Genomic DNA, 17,267 nt, shown 5'->3' with positions numbered 1-17,267 from the left:
AGTGACGCGTGACGCTTTTGCGTTCGGGGAGGAAACAGAGATAACTTCCCCAAACGCCGCGCATTAACAGCGGGTATTGAAATGAGAAAAAAGTCCTCGTTATATCTGATGAGCTTAACCATCCAGGATATTCTCCAGTGGATCGAGAGCAATATTGCCGAACCGTTACCGCTTGGCGTATTAGCGAAAAAATCCGGTTACTCTGCGTGGCATTTCCAGCGCGGTTTTAAACAAATCGCCGGCATGTCGCCTGGTGTTTACATCCGCTATCGGCGCATGGTGATGGCGAAAGCGTTGCTGAGCGAAACGCATCGCTCTATTACGGATATTGCGCTGCACCTGGGTTACCAGCAGCAATCAACATTCTGCCGCGCGTTTCGCGAACAGTATCAATTAACGCCAAGGCAATATCGCCTTTATGCTCAGGAGCAGGCGACGCAGGAGTAAACCTGTCTCCGCGTTGCCACCCATCCAGGCTACACTGAAACGCTCGACCAGCGCGTAAAGGAATAGGGATGACAGCTAAGGATTTATCAAAAATGGGCGCCGCAAAGGTGGCGCTTTTTGTTGATGAGCATGGCCAGCGCGTCATTGAGAAATATCCTGTCAGTGAAGTTGAATATGCTTTCTATCAACATGCGGCGCAGCGGCTCAACGCGGCAAAGATTGCCTCGCCAGGGCTGTTATTCGCCGATCCGGCGCGACAGTTAGTAAGGCTTGAGTATATTCCCCATCCGGTTTCGCAGGATGCCGTGGCAGGTGATGAGGTGTTAGCGATGCTGGCTCGCTTGCATCGCGTTGCGCCAGAGGCGTCATGGCGCTATCACCCGCACAGCTGGTCAGTTTCCGCGCTGGAAAAATCGCTGGCGCTGCTGGCGTTGCCGGAACCGGCTTCGCAACAACTGCGCCGTTTTCAGCAATCCAGCGAGGTGCTCTTTCGCCATCCGGGGTTAATTTCCGGCGACAGCAATGCGGGTAACTGGGGACGACGGGATAACGGCGAGCTGGTGCTCTTCGACTGGGAACGATTTTCCACGGGAAGCCCGGCGATTGACCTCGCGCCGCTGATAAAAGGGATGGGCACCACACACGCTTTTCAGGCGCTTGCCGGGCGCTATTGTCGTATTGCGGATCATGCAACACCGCGCGAACTCGGCCGGGAGATTGCCATCGCCAAAGCGTGGATTGTCACCGAAGTGGTGACGCTGCTTGCTGAGCGGCAGAAAACCGATCTTCCGCGCTATCTCGACTGGTACCGGGAAAACCTGCCAGTCTGGTTAGACAGCACCGTTACCCTGCTCTGATCGCGGTAGTTTATTGTTCGGTTCGCGTAGCTTTCACCACGGTTTCGGCATAGGGTGTTATGAGCATTAGCTCATTAACAGGAACCGAATGATGCGTGATCTTCCCCCCACTGCGACACTGCGCGCCTTTGAAGTGGCCACCCGCCACACCACCTTTACCGCGGCGGCGGCAGAGCTGTGTATTACGCAAAGTGCCGTCAGCCATCAGCTAAAAAACCTTGAGGAAATCTGGGGATTACCACTGTTTCAGCGCGGCAAGACCCTCAGTCTGACGCCAGCCGGTGCCGCGCTCGCCCCGCTGGTACGTGAATTTTTCAGCAAACTGGAAACCACGCTGGCGGATTTGCGTGAGCAAAAAGGCCGGGTGCGACTGCGCGTCAACACCACTTACTCTTTTGCGCTGAAATGGTTGCTGCCGCGCTTGCCGGGTCTGGCGCGCTTACACCCGGAAATTCTGGTGACGCTGGAAAGCACCGATCAGGCCATTAACTTCGCCAGCACCGATGCCGATGTGGCGATCCGCTTTGGTCACGGGAATTATCCGGCGCTGCATACAGAATTTATGTTCCGCGAGCAGCTTTTCCCGGTTGCCAGCCCGGCACTTTTGCAGCGTTTTGGCACGCCGGATGAACCTGCCGAACTGCTGCGCTACCCGCTGCTGACGCGTGATGGCGCCGATCTGGTTCCCAAATGGGACGCCTGGTTTAAGCAAGTCGGCGTGAATACCGATGTGCTGCATGAGAACGTGCGTTTCGCCGATACCAATATGACCATCGAAGCGGCGTTACTGGGCCAGGGAATTGCGCTGGCGCGCAGTGGGCACGTTGAAAAGGAGATCGCCGATGGCTCGCTGGTGCGGCTTTTTGACGTGCCTTTCCCGTCGCCGGCAGCCTATTATTTTGTCTGCCCGCAGGGGATCGAAACACAGCCGCACATTGTGACATTCCGCAACTGGCTGTTAGCAGAGTCACAACAGGCACAGCTTAACTATCGCTAAGCATGAGTATTTATTCATGCCGGTGTGATGACACTTCACTTTTCATCCGGGCATGTGCTGATTAGCATCGATACATGCCCACTTACCTTGTTTTGCTGACGTTATTCGCCGCCCTGCTGCATGCCAGCTGGAATACGCTGTTACGCGGCGGCACGGATCGCTTATGGTCGATGACCATCATGTGCGCGACGATAGCCCTCACCTGCATTGCCGTGGCACCGTTTTTACCCTTGCCGGCTTATGCCAGCTGGAAATACGCGCTGCTGTCAGCGCTGCTGCATGTCGGTTATAACCTGTCTCTGGTACGCAGTTATCAGAGCGGCGATCTCGGGCAAACCTACCCGATTGCGCGCGGTTCTTCACCGCTGATGGTGACCTCGGCGGCGGCGCTGTTTGCCGGGGAAAAGGTAGCCGTGAACGCGCTGGCTGGCATTGGGTTGATTTCCGGCGGTATTCTGCTGCTTGCCCTGCAACACCGCCGTCTGGCGCTGCCGGGTCTGACATATTCGCTGGTCACTGGCGTGTTTATCGCCGCTTATAGCGTGGTGGATGGCATTGGTGTGCGCATCGCGGGTAATGCCATCGCCTATACCGTGTGGATGAGTGCGTTATGGGGCGCGCTGATGCCCGCGCTCTATATCGGGCTTCGCGGTGCAAAAAGTTTACTGCGCTGGCGTCCCGATGTATTGCCTGCCGCCGCCGGCGGGCTGGTTTCGCTGCTGGCTTACGGCATCATTATTTATGCGATGGCGACCGCGCCAATGGGGGCAGTTTCAGCGCTGCGTGAAACCAGCGTTCTGTTTGCCGCGCTACTGGGTTATCTGTTTCTCGGCGAAACCTTAACGCTAAGAAAAATGCTGGCGTGTACGGTGATCGCGACCGGCACGGTAATGATTGGTTAATCACATCAGGAGAACTCACCATGTCTCATTGTCCGACAATTGCGCTGCTTGGCCCGGGGGCTATCGGCACGACTATCGCGGCGGCGCTGCATGAAGTGGGCCGCGCACCCGTTTTGTGCGGGCGAACCGCCCACCCGCAGTTGATTCTGCGCCACGATGAGGGGGAAATTGTGGTGCCCGGCCCGGTATTGAGCGATCCGGCAGCGCTGCATAAGCCGTTCGATCTGGTGTTTGTGGCGGTGAAAACCACGCAGGTTGCACAGAGCGCCGGCTGGCTGGCGACGTTATGCGATGAAAACACCGTTGTGTGCGCGCTGCAAAATGGCGTCGAGCAAAAAAACCAGCTCGCTCCACTGGTCAACGGCGCAAGCGTGCTGCCGTCCGTCGTCTGGTTCCCGGCGCAGCGTGAGCCGGATGCCTCTGTCTGGCTGCGCGCTAAACCGCGCCTGACGCTGCCGGACGTGCCGCAGGCAGAACGGGTGGTGAAAGCACTCAGCGACACACGCTGCGCGGTGGAGTTGTCAGCGGATTTTACGTCGATCGCCTGGCGCAAGCTGTTGCAGAATGCGGTCGCCGGTCTGATGGTGCTCGCCAATCGCCGCGCCGGCATGTTCACACGCGAGGATATCACCGCGCTGGCGCTGGCGTACCTGCGTGAATGCCTGACCGTGGCGCGGGCGGAAGGCGCGATGCTCAGCGATAACGTGGCCCAGGAGATTGTGGACGGTTTTCACCGTGCGCCTGCTGATTTGGGGACGTCAATTCTCGCCGACCGCCAGGCGAATCGCCCGCTGGAGTGGGATATCCGTAACGGCGTGGTGCAGCGCTATGGTCGCACGCATGGCATTGCCACGCCCATCAGCGATGTGGTGGTTCCGCTGCTGGCCGCTGGCAGTGAAGGACCCGGTTGATCGTCCGGCTTTGCGCGAAAAAGGGAGCGTGATGCTGTTCATTTCGTCATCAGAAAACACGGTGTGCCAGGCTTAAAGGGAAATTTGTTCGCCTGCAAGGGCAACGCCTGGTTTACCTTCTGACGACGCGAGGAAAGCATGACACAGATATCGTCTCTCTCTGACCACGAAATTCAGCTGCTTGATCGCTACTGGCGCGCAGCCAATTATCTCTCTGTCGGGCAAATCTACCTGATGGATAACCCGCTACTGCGCGAGCCGCTCAGGCCAGAACACATCAAACCGCGCCTGCTGGGCCACTGGGGAACCACGCCGGGGCTGAATTTTATCTATGTTCATCTCAACCGCGCCATTCGCCAGCGCGATCTCGATATGATTTATATTTGCGGCCCCGGCCATGGCGGGCCAGGCATGGTGGCCAACACCTGGCTTGAGGGAAGCTACAGCGAAATTTACCCGCAGATAAGCCAGAACGCCGAGGGCATGAAGAAGCTGTTCCGCCAGTTTTCCTTCCCCGGCGGCATTCCCAGCCACGCCGCACCCGAAACACCGGGCTCGATTAATGAAGGCGGCGAGCTGGGTTATTCACTTGCTCATGCGTTTGGCGCGGTGTTCGATAACCCGTCCCTCATCGCCGCCTGCGTGATAGGCGATGGCGAAGCGGAGACCGGCCCGCTGGCCTCGAGCTGGCACGGCATAAAATTTCTTAACGCTGCCCGCGACGGCGCGGTGCTGCCGATCCTGCACCTGAACGGGTACAAAATTGCCAACCCGACGCTTCTCGGGCGCACCAGCGATGATGATTTACAACAGCTCTTTCGCGGCTACGGCTACGAACCGCTGTTTGTCAGCGGCCATGAACCCGCCAGGATGCACCGCCAGATGGCACAAACGCTGGAACAGGCGCTGAACAGCATCCGTGACTATCAGCAACAGGCGCGAAGCGGTAACGCGCAGACCACCGTGCCGCGCTGGCCGATGATCATTTTGCGCAGCCCCAAAGGCTGGACAGGCCCGCAAACTGTCGATGGTAAGAAAGTGGAGGATTTCTGGCGCGCGCACCAGGTTCCGGTCTCGTCATGCCGTGAAAACGATGAACACCGGCAACTGCTGGAACAGTGGATGCGCAGCTATCTGCCAGACGATCTTTTCGATGCATCAGGGCAACTCAAAACAGAACTACAGGCACTGGCACCGGTCGGCGATAAGCGCATGGGCGCGTCGCCGTGGGCCAACGGTGGTCGTTTACGCCGGGAGCTGGTGACGCCGGACCTGCATCACTACGCCGTCGAAGTAAGCTCACCGGGCGAGACGCAGGCGGAATCCACCGCCGCGCTGGGCGCCTATCTGGCCGGTATTTTCGAACGCAACCGCGATAATTTCCGGCTTTTTGGCCCCGACGAAACGGCCTCCAACCGGTTGAGTAAAGTGTTCGATGTAACGAATCGCACCTGGCAGGAACCGCTTAAACCCTATGATGAGCAACTGGCGCGCGATGGCCGGGTGATGGAGATCCTGAGCGAACATCAATGCCAGGGCTGGCTTGAGGGCTATTTGCTAACCGGGCGTCACGGGCTGTTCAACTGTTATGAGGCGTTTATTCATATTGTCGACTCGATGTTTAACCAGCATGCGAAGTGGCTGAAAGTGACGCGCAACTTGCCCTGGCGCGCGCCGATATCGTCGCTCAACTACCTGCTCTCCTCGCATGTCTGGCGCCAGGATCACAATGGCTACAGTCATCAGGACCCCGGTTTTATCGATCATGTCGCCAATAAAAAAGCGGATATTGTGCGCATTTACCTGCCGCCGGATGCCAACACGCTGCTGTGTGTTGCCGACCACTGCCTGAAAACCTGGGATCGCATTAATGTCATCGTCGCCGGGAAACAGCCTGCGCCTCAGTGGCTAAACCTCGACGACGCGGCAAAACACTGCGCTGCAGGGATGGGGATCTGGTCGTGGGCTGGAAACGTGCAGCGGAATGAAACCCCGGATGTGGTGATGGCCTGCGCCGGCGACGTGCCGACCATGGAAACCCTCGCCGCGGTCGATCTGCTGCGTCATTACCTGCCGGAACTGCGTGTTCAGGTGGTGAATGTCGTGGATCTCATGGCGCTGCAAACCCAGGATCAGCATCCGCATGGTCTGAGCGAAGCGGCCTTCGAAGCGATTTTTACTGCTGATAAGCCGGTGATTTTTGCCTTCCACGGCTACCCGAGTCTGATTCACCGCCTCACTTATCAGCGCAACAATCACCGCCATTTTCACGTGCACGGCTTTATGGAAGAAGGCACCACCACTACGCCATTTGATATGACCGTGCTCAATGAACTGGATCGTTTTCATCTGGCGCAGGAGGCGATTTTGCGCGTGCCGTCGTTGCAGGGTAAAGCGGATGACATCCTGGAGGATCTGGCGCAAAAAATTGCCGCGCACCATCAGTATGTTCGCGAATATGGCGAAGACTTGCCCGAAGTGCAGAACTGGAAATGGCCATCGCAGCAAGGGGAAGGCAACGTACCGGAGTAAACAGGCGTGCAACTTGCACGCGTAATGTTCCATGCGTTACCAGCACGCCGTTCGCCAGGCGCGGCGTGCTGGCATTAGGGAGCACTCTGCTGGCACATCTTTTGGTAGCAGCTATACCTGTTAAGAAGATGATTTTGCTCGGGAGCTGTATGGAATATCTGGCCTGGACCGCTGCGGCGGGTTGTTTGTTGTTGTTTATGTCTCTCTCTTACGGCTGGATAAGCCGTGTCCCGGTGCCCATTTTTGGCCTCTATCTGCTGGTGGGCATCGCCTGCGGGCCGTGGGTGTTGGGGCTGATTGGCATCGATATTGTTCGCCACGCCCCGCTTACCAGCCGGATAACCGAAATGGCAATGGCGGCGTCGCTTTTTATCACCGGGCTAAAAATCCGCCTGCCGCTCACCTCACCTTACTGGCGAATGGGCATTATGCTGGCGCTGCCCGCAATGCTGCTAACCATAGCCGGGATTATGCTCGCCGCCCATTTTATGGCCGATCTCTCGTGGCCTTTATCGCTGGCGCTGGCGGCCATTCTCGCCCCTACCGATCCGGTGCTGGCAAGCCTGGTGGCTATCAACGATGCGCAGGATGATGACCGCCTGCGGATCGCGCTCTCCAGTGAAGCGGGTCTCAATGATGGCACCGCGCTGCCCTTTTTGATGCTGGCGCTGGTCTGGCAAAAAGCCGGTGGCGCAATCAGCGCCGATGAATGGTTTCACTGGTTGAGTGTCGATCTGCTCTGGGCGCTGGTCGGCGGGCTGGGTATCGGTTTTGTTCTCGGACGCTTAATTGGCCTGGTCGCCACGCGCTCACGCCATGCGCAGGGGGAAGTGGCACCGAGCGATTTTATTGCGTTGGCGCTGATTTGCCTGAGCTTTTCGCTGGCGATGATGCTCAGCGCATCCGGTTTTCTCGCGGCGTTCGCTGCCGGTATCGGCCTGCGCAGTGCGGAGATGAGCGTACAAAAACGCCATACCAGCGAGGATGATCACGACCTGCCCGCCGAGATGCAGGTGAATCCGCATACCCGGCACGGGCTCGAAGAGCATAACCCGATCAAATCCGTCGGTCTGGTGGTGGGCGATGCGCTCTCCTTTGGCGATACCGTTGAGCGGCTGCTGGCTGCCGGGCTGGTGATCGTGCTTGGCGTGACACTGTCACGCCACTGGGATGCCAACGCGCTACTGTTAGCCTTCACCGTGTTTATCATCATTCGCCCCCTCGCCGTCTGGTTGCTGACCTGGCGTTCGGGTGAATCCGTGCTGCATCGGTTAAGTCTTGGCTGGCTGGGTATCCGCGGGATCGGCAGTCTTAACTATATCGCCTACGCCTGGACGCATGGCCTTCAGAACGCGGGAGCGATCACCGATATCGCCATCACCATCGTGACGTTAAGCGTACTGGTACATGGGATTTCGGTCACGCCGTTACTCACCCTGCGGCGAAAACAGGAACCGCGCTGAAAGCGAGATATTCATACGGCATAACGGCAAAATATCCTGTCGCGATGCGCATGTGCGCGTATCATCAGAACCAAAGGAGAATAACGGTTATGTTCTGTCCGTTATTCCCTTTTCATCTGTAAAAAAATTTAACTTTTTCATTTTTGTGCCGATGCCAAAGATTGCCACTGACACAGGCTGTCACGACACGATGATAACGTTTATCCCCTTGAACTTGCGGTTTTCCCTGTAATTGCCAGGAGTAAATAATCGATTTGGTGCCTATTTAGCCAGACCTGGCGCTGACAAGAAAAAAACAACAGCGTATTTATCCGCTTTCGAACGACCTTCGCGTAGCGATTACGACGAACTTGCTAAAAGGGATGATGTATTAATGCTTAACACACAGCAGCAATTTACAGAATATATGCAGAAGCTAACCACGCTTATACAGGGATCAGAACTTACCTGGGATCGCGCATTACTCTCGCAACTTGAAAATACCGAACTTTTGCTCCCGGTTATTGGCGCGTTCAGCGCCGGTAAAAGTACGCTGCTCAATACCTTCTTGGGCATGGATATCTTGCCGGTGGGGATCGCGCCGGAAACAGAACTGGCGACGGAACTGCATTATGGCGAAAATCCCTGGCTGCAAGCCATCCGCCATGATGGCAGCGAAGAGCGTTTGCCAGTAGAGGCCCTGGCTGATGTCAATAAAAACTCAGCGGATTACTCACATTTGCGCCTGCATATCGACAACCCCGCGCTGAAAGCGATTGCGCCTTTAGTGCTGGTGGATATGCCTGGCTATGGCTCGTCACTGGAAAACCATAACAAAGCGCTGGCCTATTATCTTCCGCGCGGTGTGCATTTCATCGTGGTCACAAGTGTTGAAGATGGAACCGTAACACAATCCATGTTGCGTCATCTCGACAGTATTAAAACCTTCGACAGCGATTTTTCCTTTGTTCTGAGCAAGACCAATTTACGTGCGCCAGAACAGGTTCAGGAGGTCTCAGGCTTTATTGAAGAGCAACTGCAACTCTATTTTGATAAAGACATGAGCGTTATTCCGCTGGACAATAAATCGGCCACGGCTTTTTATGATGCCCTGGTCGCGATTGATCCCGAGCGGCTATTCCACAATCTGTTTATCGATCGGCTGAAAGATCAGAATATCGATTTGCTCAGTCAAATTAACTTTGCCAGCAATGTCGTTAAAAACAGCAAAAAAGATAATGATAATGCCATTGTTTCGTTAGAACAGGCGCTGGAAGATCTGCTCAGGCAACGTAATCGCACGCAGCAAGAACTGACCTGGCGCTATTCCGGGCCGCTCATCACCCGCATTATCAACGCGATTGATAGCGATCTGCATAACCAACTTGATCGTCTGGCTAAGCTCGCCGCCACCAGCAATGCCCCTTCTGCACTGGAGCGAGAAATTGTCGACATCATGCGTTCGAACTTAACGAATACGTTAAAACGAGAAATGGACCAGATTTCTGCCGAGCTGGTTGAAGAGATTGCCGTCAGCCTCGCCCAAAGTAATACCATGATGGTGGCGCTGGATGATAACTGGGCGAAAAATATTGCTGATAAAACAGAAGGAAAGTTGAAAGCTGTCAGCGGTTTCGTCGAAACCCTCAGTGAAAAATTCCCCAGTAAAGAAGGCGCCGGAAAAGCCTACCGGGTGCTCTCCTCTATTCTGGCCATCACGACCAATGTCCTCAACCCGGTGCTGGAGTTAGCTATCGTCTTTTTGCCTGATATTATTCGCTTTTTCTCTTCACTCAACGCCGAGGAAAAAGCACGCGATAAGCTAATGAATAGCGTGTTTCCCGGCATCAAAAGTGAGCTTCGTAAAGCCTTGCCCGAAATTGTCGACGAGCAATTGCAAACCTTATTGAATACCGTGAGTAATGAGTTTGAAGGGCAAATTAATCAGCAACGTACCTTAATTAGCACCTACCAACAAGAGCGCGAACAGCAACAGGCATCTATCGACCAACAACTTGACGCATTGCAGCAGCTTTCGCTTGCCCTGCAAGCGCTGGCCACAACTTACTTGTATCGTTAAGCAGGACACGGTTATGGAATATCAATATTTGATCGAGAAGACGCAAAAACTCGAAGCGCTCTTTCCCAACGTACTCGATCTCTTTGAACAGGAAATTCAGCAATTAAAGCACCAACATTGCCTCGATTCGGCCAGCGCGTTATCTGCCGCATTTGAAAAAATCAGTACCGACGGGCGCTTGCTTAATATTGGTATAGTTGGGCGCGTCAAAGCGGGAAAATCCTCGCTGCTCAACGCATTGTTCTTTGACGGGGAAAACGTCCTGCCTAAAGCGGCGACGCCAATGACAGCGGCATTAACCACGCTTTCTTATGGCGAGCATTTTCGCGCACAGGTGGAATTTTTTACGGTCGAAGATCTCAAGCAAATCGAACACAATGCAAACAAATATACCTTTGAATTAAAAAAAATAACCGACAGAAAATACGCAGAATTCGCCTCCCGTCCGCTCACATCCGCAACATCAGATGAGTCGCGGGTAACGGCGCATATAACCCGGCAAGCCCTGCAGGAAATCCAGAGCTCGTACCCCGAGCTTTGCGCGTCCCATGATCAATATACGCGTATGCAAAAATCGGGGTTAACCCTTGCGGACCTTGAGTATGTCGGCGTCATTGAGCCAGAAAATTGTGAAGCCCTCTCCACAGAGCTGCTTAACTATGTTGGCGCAGAGGGGAAATATATGCCCTTCACGAAAGTCGTCCATATTTCAATGCCGCTCGCCTCACTCAAGGATATAAGCGTTATCGACACGCCCGGGATGAATGACCCTGTCCAGTCGCGTGAAGCGCGCACCGTGGAGTTGCTGAAAACCTGCGATGTGGTGTTTATTATCAGCCCGGCAGGGCAGTTTCTGAATGAAAACGATCTGGAAGTCATGGGACGTATCACCGCTAAAGAGGGTGTGCAGGAACTGGTGTTAGTCGCCAGCCAGATTGATACCCAACTGTATGGCAGTGAAAAGCGCCCTCACCTGAACCAGACGCTTGAAAATATCAAAAACTCGCTCATCAACAGAGCGACCAGCACGCTGAAAAACCTCAAGCAACATCATCCGGAAGTCGGCGCTGTGTTTGACAGCATCATTCGGGCTCCGCAAGAACACCTTTTGCACTGTTCAGGTGTGGCGTATGGGCTTTCTCACCGGCTGGCAACGCCCGAGACGTGGGATGCGAACGAGACCAAGACCTGGGACAATCTGACCAACGACTACGCCGACTTTTTTACATTGCAAAACCAACAGCTCACCCAACACAGCCTGGCTTTGCTTGCGAACATCGACAACATTCACCGCAAAATAGAGGCGGTTCGCCGCAAAAAAGACGACATTATTCGTGAAAAAATGCAGGTACTGGTCGCGCGTAAAAACCAGGTGGTTGCGGAGTTTACCGAGGCGCTTCTGCGACAGATCGAGCAGCGTATGACGCTGATTAATAGCTCAGATTTAGACGCGCTGGCAAAACAAAGCGCGGCGCTGAAAGGTAAAAGCAATATTCTTGATAAACGGCTCAACCGGACTTATCGCGACTGCGTTGAAAACTACTATCGGGAAGTGATTGCCGAACTGAACCGGGAAGCCGATAAGCAGTTCCAGGTTACCCGCAGCGCTATCGGCGACCAAAGCACCAGTGAAACAACGCAATATACGCGCGAAAAATCAGGCGCATATAACTGGGTTGCGCGCAAATTATGGGGCGGCGGGACTGAAACGGTTAGCAAAACGGAGACAATTATCCATACCGGCCCGACGTCGGTGGCGTTAAAAGGGTTTGTGCACGAGGTGGGGGAAAAATTAAAAGAAGCCTCCGTTAAACAACATAGCGGCCTGGAAATCGCGATCAGTAAAAATGTCACCCCGCTTATCAACGAGATCCTCGAGGGAGAATGTGAGGCGGTGATGATTGCCGATGTTATTCTCTCTGTGGCAGCAAAATTACCGCGTCAAACGTTTTTATTGAATATCTCCGTTCCGCCTGAGCTCGCACCAAAAGGCAGGCTGAAGGGAAATGCGGCCGACGAGTATATAGACAGAGCTGATGATTTTGTCGCCAATGTCCGGCAAACCGTTTATGACGATATTGATCACTATTTCTCCCGCATAAAAAGCACTTTACCCGACACCATTTCATCAGTCTTTGTCGCTGAACTGGACGGTAAAATTCACCAAATTGCGAATCAAGTTGAGAACAGTACCCTGACCCTTGATCGCTTACAGCGCTTTGCGACGCAGATTCAGGGAGTGAGAAAATGAGTGACGCGCTACATATTGATAAAGCTGTCTTTACCGATCTTGATACCCTCAGCCATTTCTGGTGCTTTAAGCGTAAGGCGCTAGCCGCAACCGTCTCGCGCGCGCTGAGTGACTACGAAAAACAGGTTGGCACAACAGTCGCGGAGTTGAAACTCAACCATCAGCAGCAGTTGACGCACCTGGAAACGGAGCAGCAAGCGCAGCTACAGCATCTCAACGCACAACATCAGCACGATATGGCACAACAAAAACAGGTGCTGACCACCCAAATCAACGCGCTCGAAGCACAGCGCATTGAGCAAAATCTGCGTAACGAGCGGCTGGTGGAAAAAGTGGCAGTGCTCGACGAGACAATCACCAGCACGCAAACGCTGCTATCGCAAAACCGCGCCAGTCTGCACGTGCTGGAGGAACTTAAGCAGCAACTGGACGTGTCGCATCAGCAGCTCCAGCAGGATTACTCCCAGCTTCATCATGATAACCTGACGCTGAGTGAACGCTTCGCGCTGCTGCAGTCCATTTTATCTGCGCAACCTTCGCGGAATGCGGGGCTGGAGGCATTCCGCCAGCTTCTGCATAGCGACTATGCCTCCTTCGCTGCTGAAGAATCATCGCTGGCGGATGAAGCTGGCGCGTTGCTTATTCTGCAAAACGTGCTGGCTGACCTTGAGCAACTCAACACCTTCCCGGCGGCCGCCGGTAAAACGGTTGTCGGCGTTGCAGGCGGGTTCAGCAGCGGCAAATCGGAGTTCATCAATAGCTTTATTCAGGATAAATCCCTGAAGCTGGCGACCGGTATTAATCCCGTTACGGTGATCCCGAGCTTTGTTGTCTACGCGCCAGACTCCCGCATCTGCGGCTACGCCAAAAACGGTTGCAACGTGCCTTTAAGCAGCAAACTGTATAAAGCGTTATCGCATGATTATCTGGCGGCCTTTGGCTTCGATCTGCGCACCGTGATGCCGACAATTAGCCTGCAAGCGCCAATGGATGAGGCGTTATTTGAGCACATCTGCCTGGTTGATACCCCTGGGTATAATCCCGGAGCGGTTAACAGAACGGAAGCAGCCGATCGCTCGACAACCCTTGAATTCCTTACGCAGTGCTCCGCAATGATCTGGGTGATTGGTTTGGATCCCGCCGGAACGATTGCCCAGTCTGACATAGAATTTATTCGCCAGAGTGCTTTTACCGCTGACGATGTTTACGTGGTTCTGAATAAAGCCGATGTGAAACCGCAGGAAGACATTGAGGCGATCATAGAAACCGTGGCCGACGAACTGCTTTTCGCCGGGATTGGTTATGCCGGCATGACTGCCTACTCATCGACGCGACGAACAAGCTATGCCACGAAAGGCTGTACGCTGGACGCATTCCTGAAAAACCACAATACGCGGTTCAACACCACATCGGCTTATGAAGAGAAAATTGATCGCGTGTTTAGCGCCTATAACAAAGCGTTGCAAAGCGATATCGATAATATTCAATTGTTACGCGTCAGGCTCAAGGATTTGCAATTCAGAACCCTCGCGGATTCCGGCGCCAAAGCGTTAAAAGAGCTTCAGCCCGTGATCGAATTTTTCAACCCGCAAATGGCTGACGAGGCACGGCTGCAGAAACTCATTGAGCGTTCACAACAGTTAAGCGCCGCCTTCAGGACAGCACTGCGCGAGGCCATTACGCTTACTCAGCCAGGCTGATATTGCCCAACGAAGCACGGCGTTTAACCCCTCGCTGAATGTGCTCTCCTGATGTACAAAGGCCCTGTTTCGGGCCTTTTTTACCATGTTGCGCATTGCCGAAACCATTTCAAGCCGCTTAATGCGGTTGGTTTTCCCCCGCGACAGCCCTATCTGCTGGCAGCTGGTGAGAAGCATTGATGCACGCCGCGATATCTTTATTATCGCTGCACGCAATGCGCTGGTTTATCTGCGCCATCATCCACGGGAAAAACGGGTTGGAACTGGCGCGCATCAGCGTATCAAGACTCACCGCCAGCGTATTGGTTTCGCCGCGTAGCGAAATGGCGCCGAGGCTTATGCCGTATTGGTTGCTCTGCGCCGGATAGAGGCCGTACAGGGAGTCATTCAGTGGAAACGGCAGCGCAATGTGCGACAGCGAAAACATCCCCGGCGGCCAGGCGATGTGTAAGTCCTCCTGTGTCTCCTGCATCGCTTGCGCGGGCGTCGTGCGGGCAACCGTATCAAAACTGTTGGCGGCGGCATTGGCAATGACGGTTGTCGTGTAGCGACGTGGCGGCGCGGGCAGCAATGTGTTCACTGCCTGCCAGGATGACGGGCGAAACAACGCACCGGCATTGGCCGCCTGGTTGATATCAAATAACACTAACTCGCTGCCGTTTGGCGGCAGATAGCGGTACAACGCATCAATCACCGCGCGGGCACTGACCGTCGAATCCATCACCGACTGGAACGTCAGCACCGGCGGCAAGTCTTTTATCTGTCCGCTGCGCGCGGCCTGCTGGATCTGCTGCTGTAACGCCTGCGTTAACAACCATGATTGGCGGGCGGCGTTAACCGGAAACGAATTGTATTTATAGGGATTGAATTCGGGCACCACATTAAGCCACGCCGCTTTAGCAAAGGCCGGAAACGCCGCAGGCCAGCCAGCGAGCCCGGCAAAACGCGCATAGGACGGGACGCCGATCATCGGCGATAACAGAATGATTTGTTGTGGTCGGCGCAGCGCAGTGTTGCCAAGGCTATCCAGCGCATACTGAATCGCCAGCGCGCCCCCGTTCGAGTAGCCGACGAGATGCAACGGGACAGACGATCCCGCAAGCCTTGTGGCTTCCCGCACAGCCAGTCGCGGGGTCGCCAGCCATTGGTCGCGATCCACTGTCGTCAGCGCGCCCGGTGCTGTTCCGTGCCCCGGCATGCGCGGCACCACCACCACAAATCCATGCTGCTGCCAGGTCTGCGCCAGGTAACGCATGCTGTAAGGCGAATCCGTCAGCCCGTGCAGCAACACCGCCGCGCCGCGAATAGTGCCTTGCGGCATCAATACCTGAGAACGGTTCCAGTTGGGTTGAAAACCGGCGGGGTAAACCCGGCTTTGCCCGTAAAACCGGTTAAGCGGTGTTTTCTCATCGTCGCTAAGCGCATCCGTGAGCTGGTTTTTCATGTCGCGGAAAAGCGTGTCTTCGCGCGCCAGATAGTCGGCAAAACTGGCGCGGTCGATCGCTTCGGCAGACATTTCATCAGCAGACCAGCGGTGCCAGGGCTGCAATGAAGGGCCTTTTTCCGACTGATAAACGCGGCCAATAAAAAAAACGATGCCGAGCACAAGCAGCCCAACGGCAAGCTTTCTGGCAAGTGGGATGAGTTTAAAACCTGACATTATTGCCCTTTGTCGCCACCAGGCGCGGCGATGCCGTTACGAAACAGTGCACAGAGAATAGTGCCACTTTTCAGATTGCGGCAAATCACTACGTCGGCAGGCAAGCGTAAAAAAACCCTGGTGTGGCAGGTGTTGGCAAATGGTGTTTTCAACAAGTGGAGCCAGTAGAAGCCAATAAAGGAAGGCAAAAAACCGCTATTGGCAGATTATTGCCACCGTCTGGTTTCGCGGTCGGTGGCAATAACCCCTCGTTCCTGAGGTCAGATATCATCCGTCGTATGGTGTACAACAATTTCCAGCGTATTGCGGATAATGTCGCTTCGTACCACATCATCCGTGCTTTCGATCATCCGGATTAGCTCCAGAATCAACGCCTTATGGGTTATCCGTTCATCGGCTGCGACTATGCGTCTGATGGCGACACCAAGAATGGCGGATTCCTCTGCAAGTTTTTCACCACCGCTGCGAAAATATTCCATGAGAGAAAGATCAGAAAGATTTTCGTACCCATCAGAACTTTCAAGCATAGCCTGGCTCATTTCATTACCCCATATTGAGTGCATGCTTATCAGCACTTAAGTCAGTGTTTTTTACTACTGTCCGGCTGCTTGTTGCCAAACAGTGGATAAATGTTATCCCTGCGATCCTCATTCCATTCCATGCCTACCGCGTCTGCGCCATGGCGCATTTCGCCCAGCGTGTTATTGCTGATTTCGGCAATAATACGCCCCAGCATCTTGCGCCGTTGGCTGTCAGGTTCACTGCTCTCCATCGAACGCAGCCGGGCTATCAGTGCCTGGGTGCTGATAGGAGAGTTGTCTTTCAGGAGCGACAACACGGCCACTCCGATAAGTTCATCTGTCAGTTGCTCTATTTCACTACTGTTCATAACTGCATCTCGGGTTGCCGCCCGTTGCCGAAGTGCAATTGCGGCATAAAGCCAATTCTCACGTGGTAGCGTTCTGCCAGAGCTTATGGCGCCCCGTGAGAATTGACTCAAATAACCAGGTCATTTATCGCGATTAGTCTTTTCATCTTAACGATCAAACAGCAAACCAATCAGCGTGTGATAGTGGCTCTCCTCTTCCGGGCCAGATGCTTTTTCAAGCCGCGACAACAATTTGGTACAAATAGCCTTACGGTTCAGATTGCGGCCTTCGGTCAGGATCTCGACAGCAATGCGTCCTAATGTTTCTTGCTGCGTTGGCAGCGTGGCTTTATCAAAATAGCGCGTAACCGCATTCGCTGTGTTTGGAAGAAAACCATTCTGTTGCATCTGTTAATCCTCTAAAGTCCATGAGTCAGGAAAGTACAATTAAAGTTATACAAAGATTGCTAATATGTACATAGAAATTGTACAAAATAATTAGCCCCCTATAGAAACACTCTATAAATCGATATAAATCATCAAGTTAACACAAAAACAAAAGCATTCGGACGCAACGGACTTGTACAAATTACCTGTATCGGCGTCTGTTTAGTTGTTAA

Annotated in this window: 15 protein-coding genes; 10 read left to right on the top strand and 5 right to left on the bottom strand. The window is 54.1% G+C overall.

Features of this window, described 5'->3' with window-relative positions; genetic code table 11:
• Positions 1-81 precede the first annotated feature (81 nt).
• The 10 genes from M8Q36_RS17005 (at position 82) to M8Q36_RS16960 (ending at position 14,119) form a co-directional block, all read left to right on the top strand.
• Positions 82-447 carry a helix-turn-helix transcriptional regulator gene (locus M8Q36_RS17005; RefSeq protein WP_249881670.1) on the top strand — a complete coding sequence of 122 codons (366 nt, stop codon included), beginning with the start codon at positions 82-84 and terminating at the stop codon, positions 445-447.
• A gap of 68 nt (positions 448-515) precedes the next feature.
• Complete coding sequence (locus M8Q36_RS17000; RefSeq protein ID WP_249881669.1) at positions 516-1,304, top strand: phosphotransferase; 789 nt, start codon at positions 516-518, stop codon at positions 1,302-1,304.
• Between the two features lie 91 nt (positions 1,305-1,395).
• Positions 1,396-2,301: a transcriptional regulator GcvA gene (gcvA, locus tag M8Q36_RS16995; protein WP_249882793.1), complete on the top strand. Its 906-nt coding sequence runs from the start codon at positions 1,396-1,398 to the stop codon at positions 2,299-2,301.
• 74 nt (positions 2,302-2,375) lie between these two features.
• Positions 2,376-3,203 carry an EamA family transporter gene (locus tag M8Q36_RS16990; RefSeq protein WP_249881668.1) on the top strand — a complete coding sequence of 276 codons (828 nt, stop codon included), beginning with the start codon at positions 2,376-2,378 and terminating at the stop codon, positions 3,201-3,203.
• A 20-nt stretch (positions 3,204-3,223) separates the two neighbouring features.
• Positions 3,224-4,114 carry an oxidoreductase gene (locus M8Q36_RS16985; protein WP_249881667.1) on the top strand — a complete coding sequence of 297 codons (891 nt, stop codon included), beginning with the start codon at positions 3,224-3,226 and terminating at the stop codon, positions 4,112-4,114.
• A 138-nt stretch (positions 4,115-4,252) separates the two neighbouring features.
• Complete coding sequence (locus M8Q36_RS16980) at positions 4,253-6,646, top strand: phosphoketolase family protein (RefSeq protein ID WP_249881666.1); 2,394 nt, start codon at positions 4,253-4,255, stop codon at positions 6,644-6,646.
• 149 nt (positions 6,647-6,795) lie between these two features.
• Complete coding sequence (locus M8Q36_RS16975) at positions 6,796-8,109, top strand: cation:proton antiporter (RefSeq protein ID WP_249881665.1); 1,314 nt, start codon at positions 6,796-6,798, stop codon at positions 8,107-8,109.
• 373 nt (positions 8,110-8,482) lie between these two features.
• The gene (locus M8Q36_RS16970) at positions 8,483-10,168 is read left to right on the top strand and encodes a dynamin family protein (protein WP_249881664.1); all 1,686 of its coding nucleotides are present in this window, start codon (positions 8,483-8,485) and stop codon (positions 10,166-10,168) included.
• A gap of 13 nt (positions 10,169-10,181) precedes the next feature.
• Positions 10,182-12,419, top strand: a complete 2,238-nt coding sequence (locus tag M8Q36_RS16965) for a dynamin family protein (RefSeq protein ID WP_249881663.1) — start codon at positions 10,182-10,184, stop codon at positions 12,417-12,419.
• Positions 12,416-14,119 (top strand): dynamin family protein, encoded by a 1,704-nt coding sequence (locus tag M8Q36_RS16960; RefSeq protein ID WP_249881662.1) that lies wholly within the window; start codon positions 12,416-12,418, stop codon positions 14,117-14,119. The genes M8Q36_RS16965 and M8Q36_RS16960 overlap by 4 nt, the downstream gene beginning before the upstream one ends.
• A 118-nt stretch (positions 14,120-14,237) precedes the next feature.
• Here M8Q36_RS16960 and M8Q36_RS16955 read toward each other — a convergent pair whose 3' ends face one another.
• The 5 genes from M8Q36_RS16955 to ycgZ form a co-directional block, all read right to left on the bottom strand.
• Positions 14,238-15,779, bottom strand: a complete 1,542-nt coding sequence (locus M8Q36_RS16955) for an alpha/beta hydrolase (protein ID WP_249881661.1) — start codon at positions 15,777-15,779, stop codon at positions 14,238-14,240.
• Positions 15,779-15,931: a hypothetical protein gene (locus tag M8Q36_RS16950; protein ID WP_160269839.1), complete on the bottom strand. Its 153-nt coding sequence runs from the start codon at positions 15,929-15,931 to the stop codon at positions 15,779-15,781. The genes M8Q36_RS16955 and M8Q36_RS16950 overlap by 1 nt, the downstream gene beginning before the upstream one ends.
• Before the next feature lie 108 nt (positions 15,932-16,039).
• Complete coding sequence (locus M8Q36_RS16945) at positions 16,040-16,318, bottom strand: biofilm development regulator YmgB/AriR family protein (RefSeq protein WP_249881660.1); 279 nt, start codon at positions 16,316-16,318, stop codon at positions 16,040-16,042.
• 41 nt (positions 16,319-16,359) lie between these two features.
• Entirely contained in the window at positions 16,360-16,668 is a 309-nt protein-coding gene (locus tag M8Q36_RS16940) for a hypothetical protein (protein WP_249881659.1), read from the bottom strand.
• Between the two features lie 147 nt (positions 16,669-16,815).
• Positions 16,816-17,055: a regulatory protein YcgZ gene (gene ycgZ, locus M8Q36_RS16935; protein ID WP_016495733.1), complete on the bottom strand. Its 240-nt coding sequence runs from the start codon at positions 17,053-17,055 to the stop codon at positions 16,816-16,818.
• Positions 17,056-17,267 lie beyond the last annotated feature (212 nt).

Source organism: Kosakonia sp. R1.Fl, from assembly GCF_023516815.1.
Taxonomy (GTDB): domain Bacteria; phylum Pseudomonadota; class Gammaproteobacteria; order Enterobacterales; family Enterobacteriaceae; genus Kosakonia.
The sequence above is the reverse complement of the archived record's forward strand: the minus strand, read 5'-3'. Positions and strand labels throughout refer to the sequence as shown.

Coding starts and splice junctions, on each gene's coding strand:
- M8Q36_RS17005 (WP_249881670.1), top strand. CDS start 82: ATGAGAAAAAAGTCCTCGTTATATCTGATGAGCTTAACCATCCAGGAT.
- M8Q36_RS17000 (WP_249881669.1), top strand. CDS start 516: ATGACAGCTAAGGATTTATCAAAAATGGGCGCCGCAAAGGTGGCGCTT.
- gcvA (WP_249882793.1), top strand. CDS start 1,396: ATGCGTGATCTTCCCCCCACTGCGACACTGCGCGCCTTTGAAGTGGCC.
- M8Q36_RS16990 (WP_249881668.1), top strand. CDS start 2,376: ATGCCCACTTACCTTGTTTTGCTGACGTTATTCGCCGCCCTGCTGCAT.
- M8Q36_RS16985 (WP_249881667.1), top strand. CDS start 3,224: ATGTCTCATTGTCCGACAATTGCGCTGCTTGGCCCGGGGGCTATCGGC.
- M8Q36_RS16980 (WP_249881666.1), top strand. CDS start 4,253: ATGACACAGATATCGTCTCTCTCTGACCACGAAATTCAGCTGCTTGAT.
- M8Q36_RS16975 (WP_249881665.1), top strand. CDS start 6,796: ATGGAATATCTGGCCTGGACCGCTGCGGCGGGTTGTTTGTTGTTGTTT.
- M8Q36_RS16970 (WP_249881664.1), top strand. CDS start 8,483: ATGCTTAACACACAGCAGCAATTTACAGAATATATGCAGAAGCTAACC.
- M8Q36_RS16965 (WP_249881663.1), top strand. CDS start 10,182: ATGGAATATCAATATTTGATCGAGAAGACGCAAAAACTCGAAGCGCTC.
- M8Q36_RS16960 (WP_249881662.1), top strand. CDS start 12,416: ATGAGTGACGCGCTACATATTGATAAAGCTGTCTTTACCGATCTTGAT.
- M8Q36_RS16955 (WP_249881661.1), bottom strand. CDS start 15,779: ATGTCAGGTTTTAAACTCATCCCACTTGCCAGAAAGCTTGCCGTTGGG.
- M8Q36_RS16945 (WP_249881660.1), bottom strand. CDS start 16,318: ATGAGCCAGGCTATGCTTGAAAGTTCTGATGGGTACGAAAATCTTTCT.
- M8Q36_RS16940 (WP_249881659.1), bottom strand. CDS start 16,668: ATGAACAGTAGTGAAATAGAGCAACTGACAGATGAACTTATCGGAGTG.
- ycgZ (WP_016495733.1), bottom strand. CDS start 17,055: ATGCAACAGAATGGTTTTCTTCCAAACACAGCGAATGCGGTTACGCGC.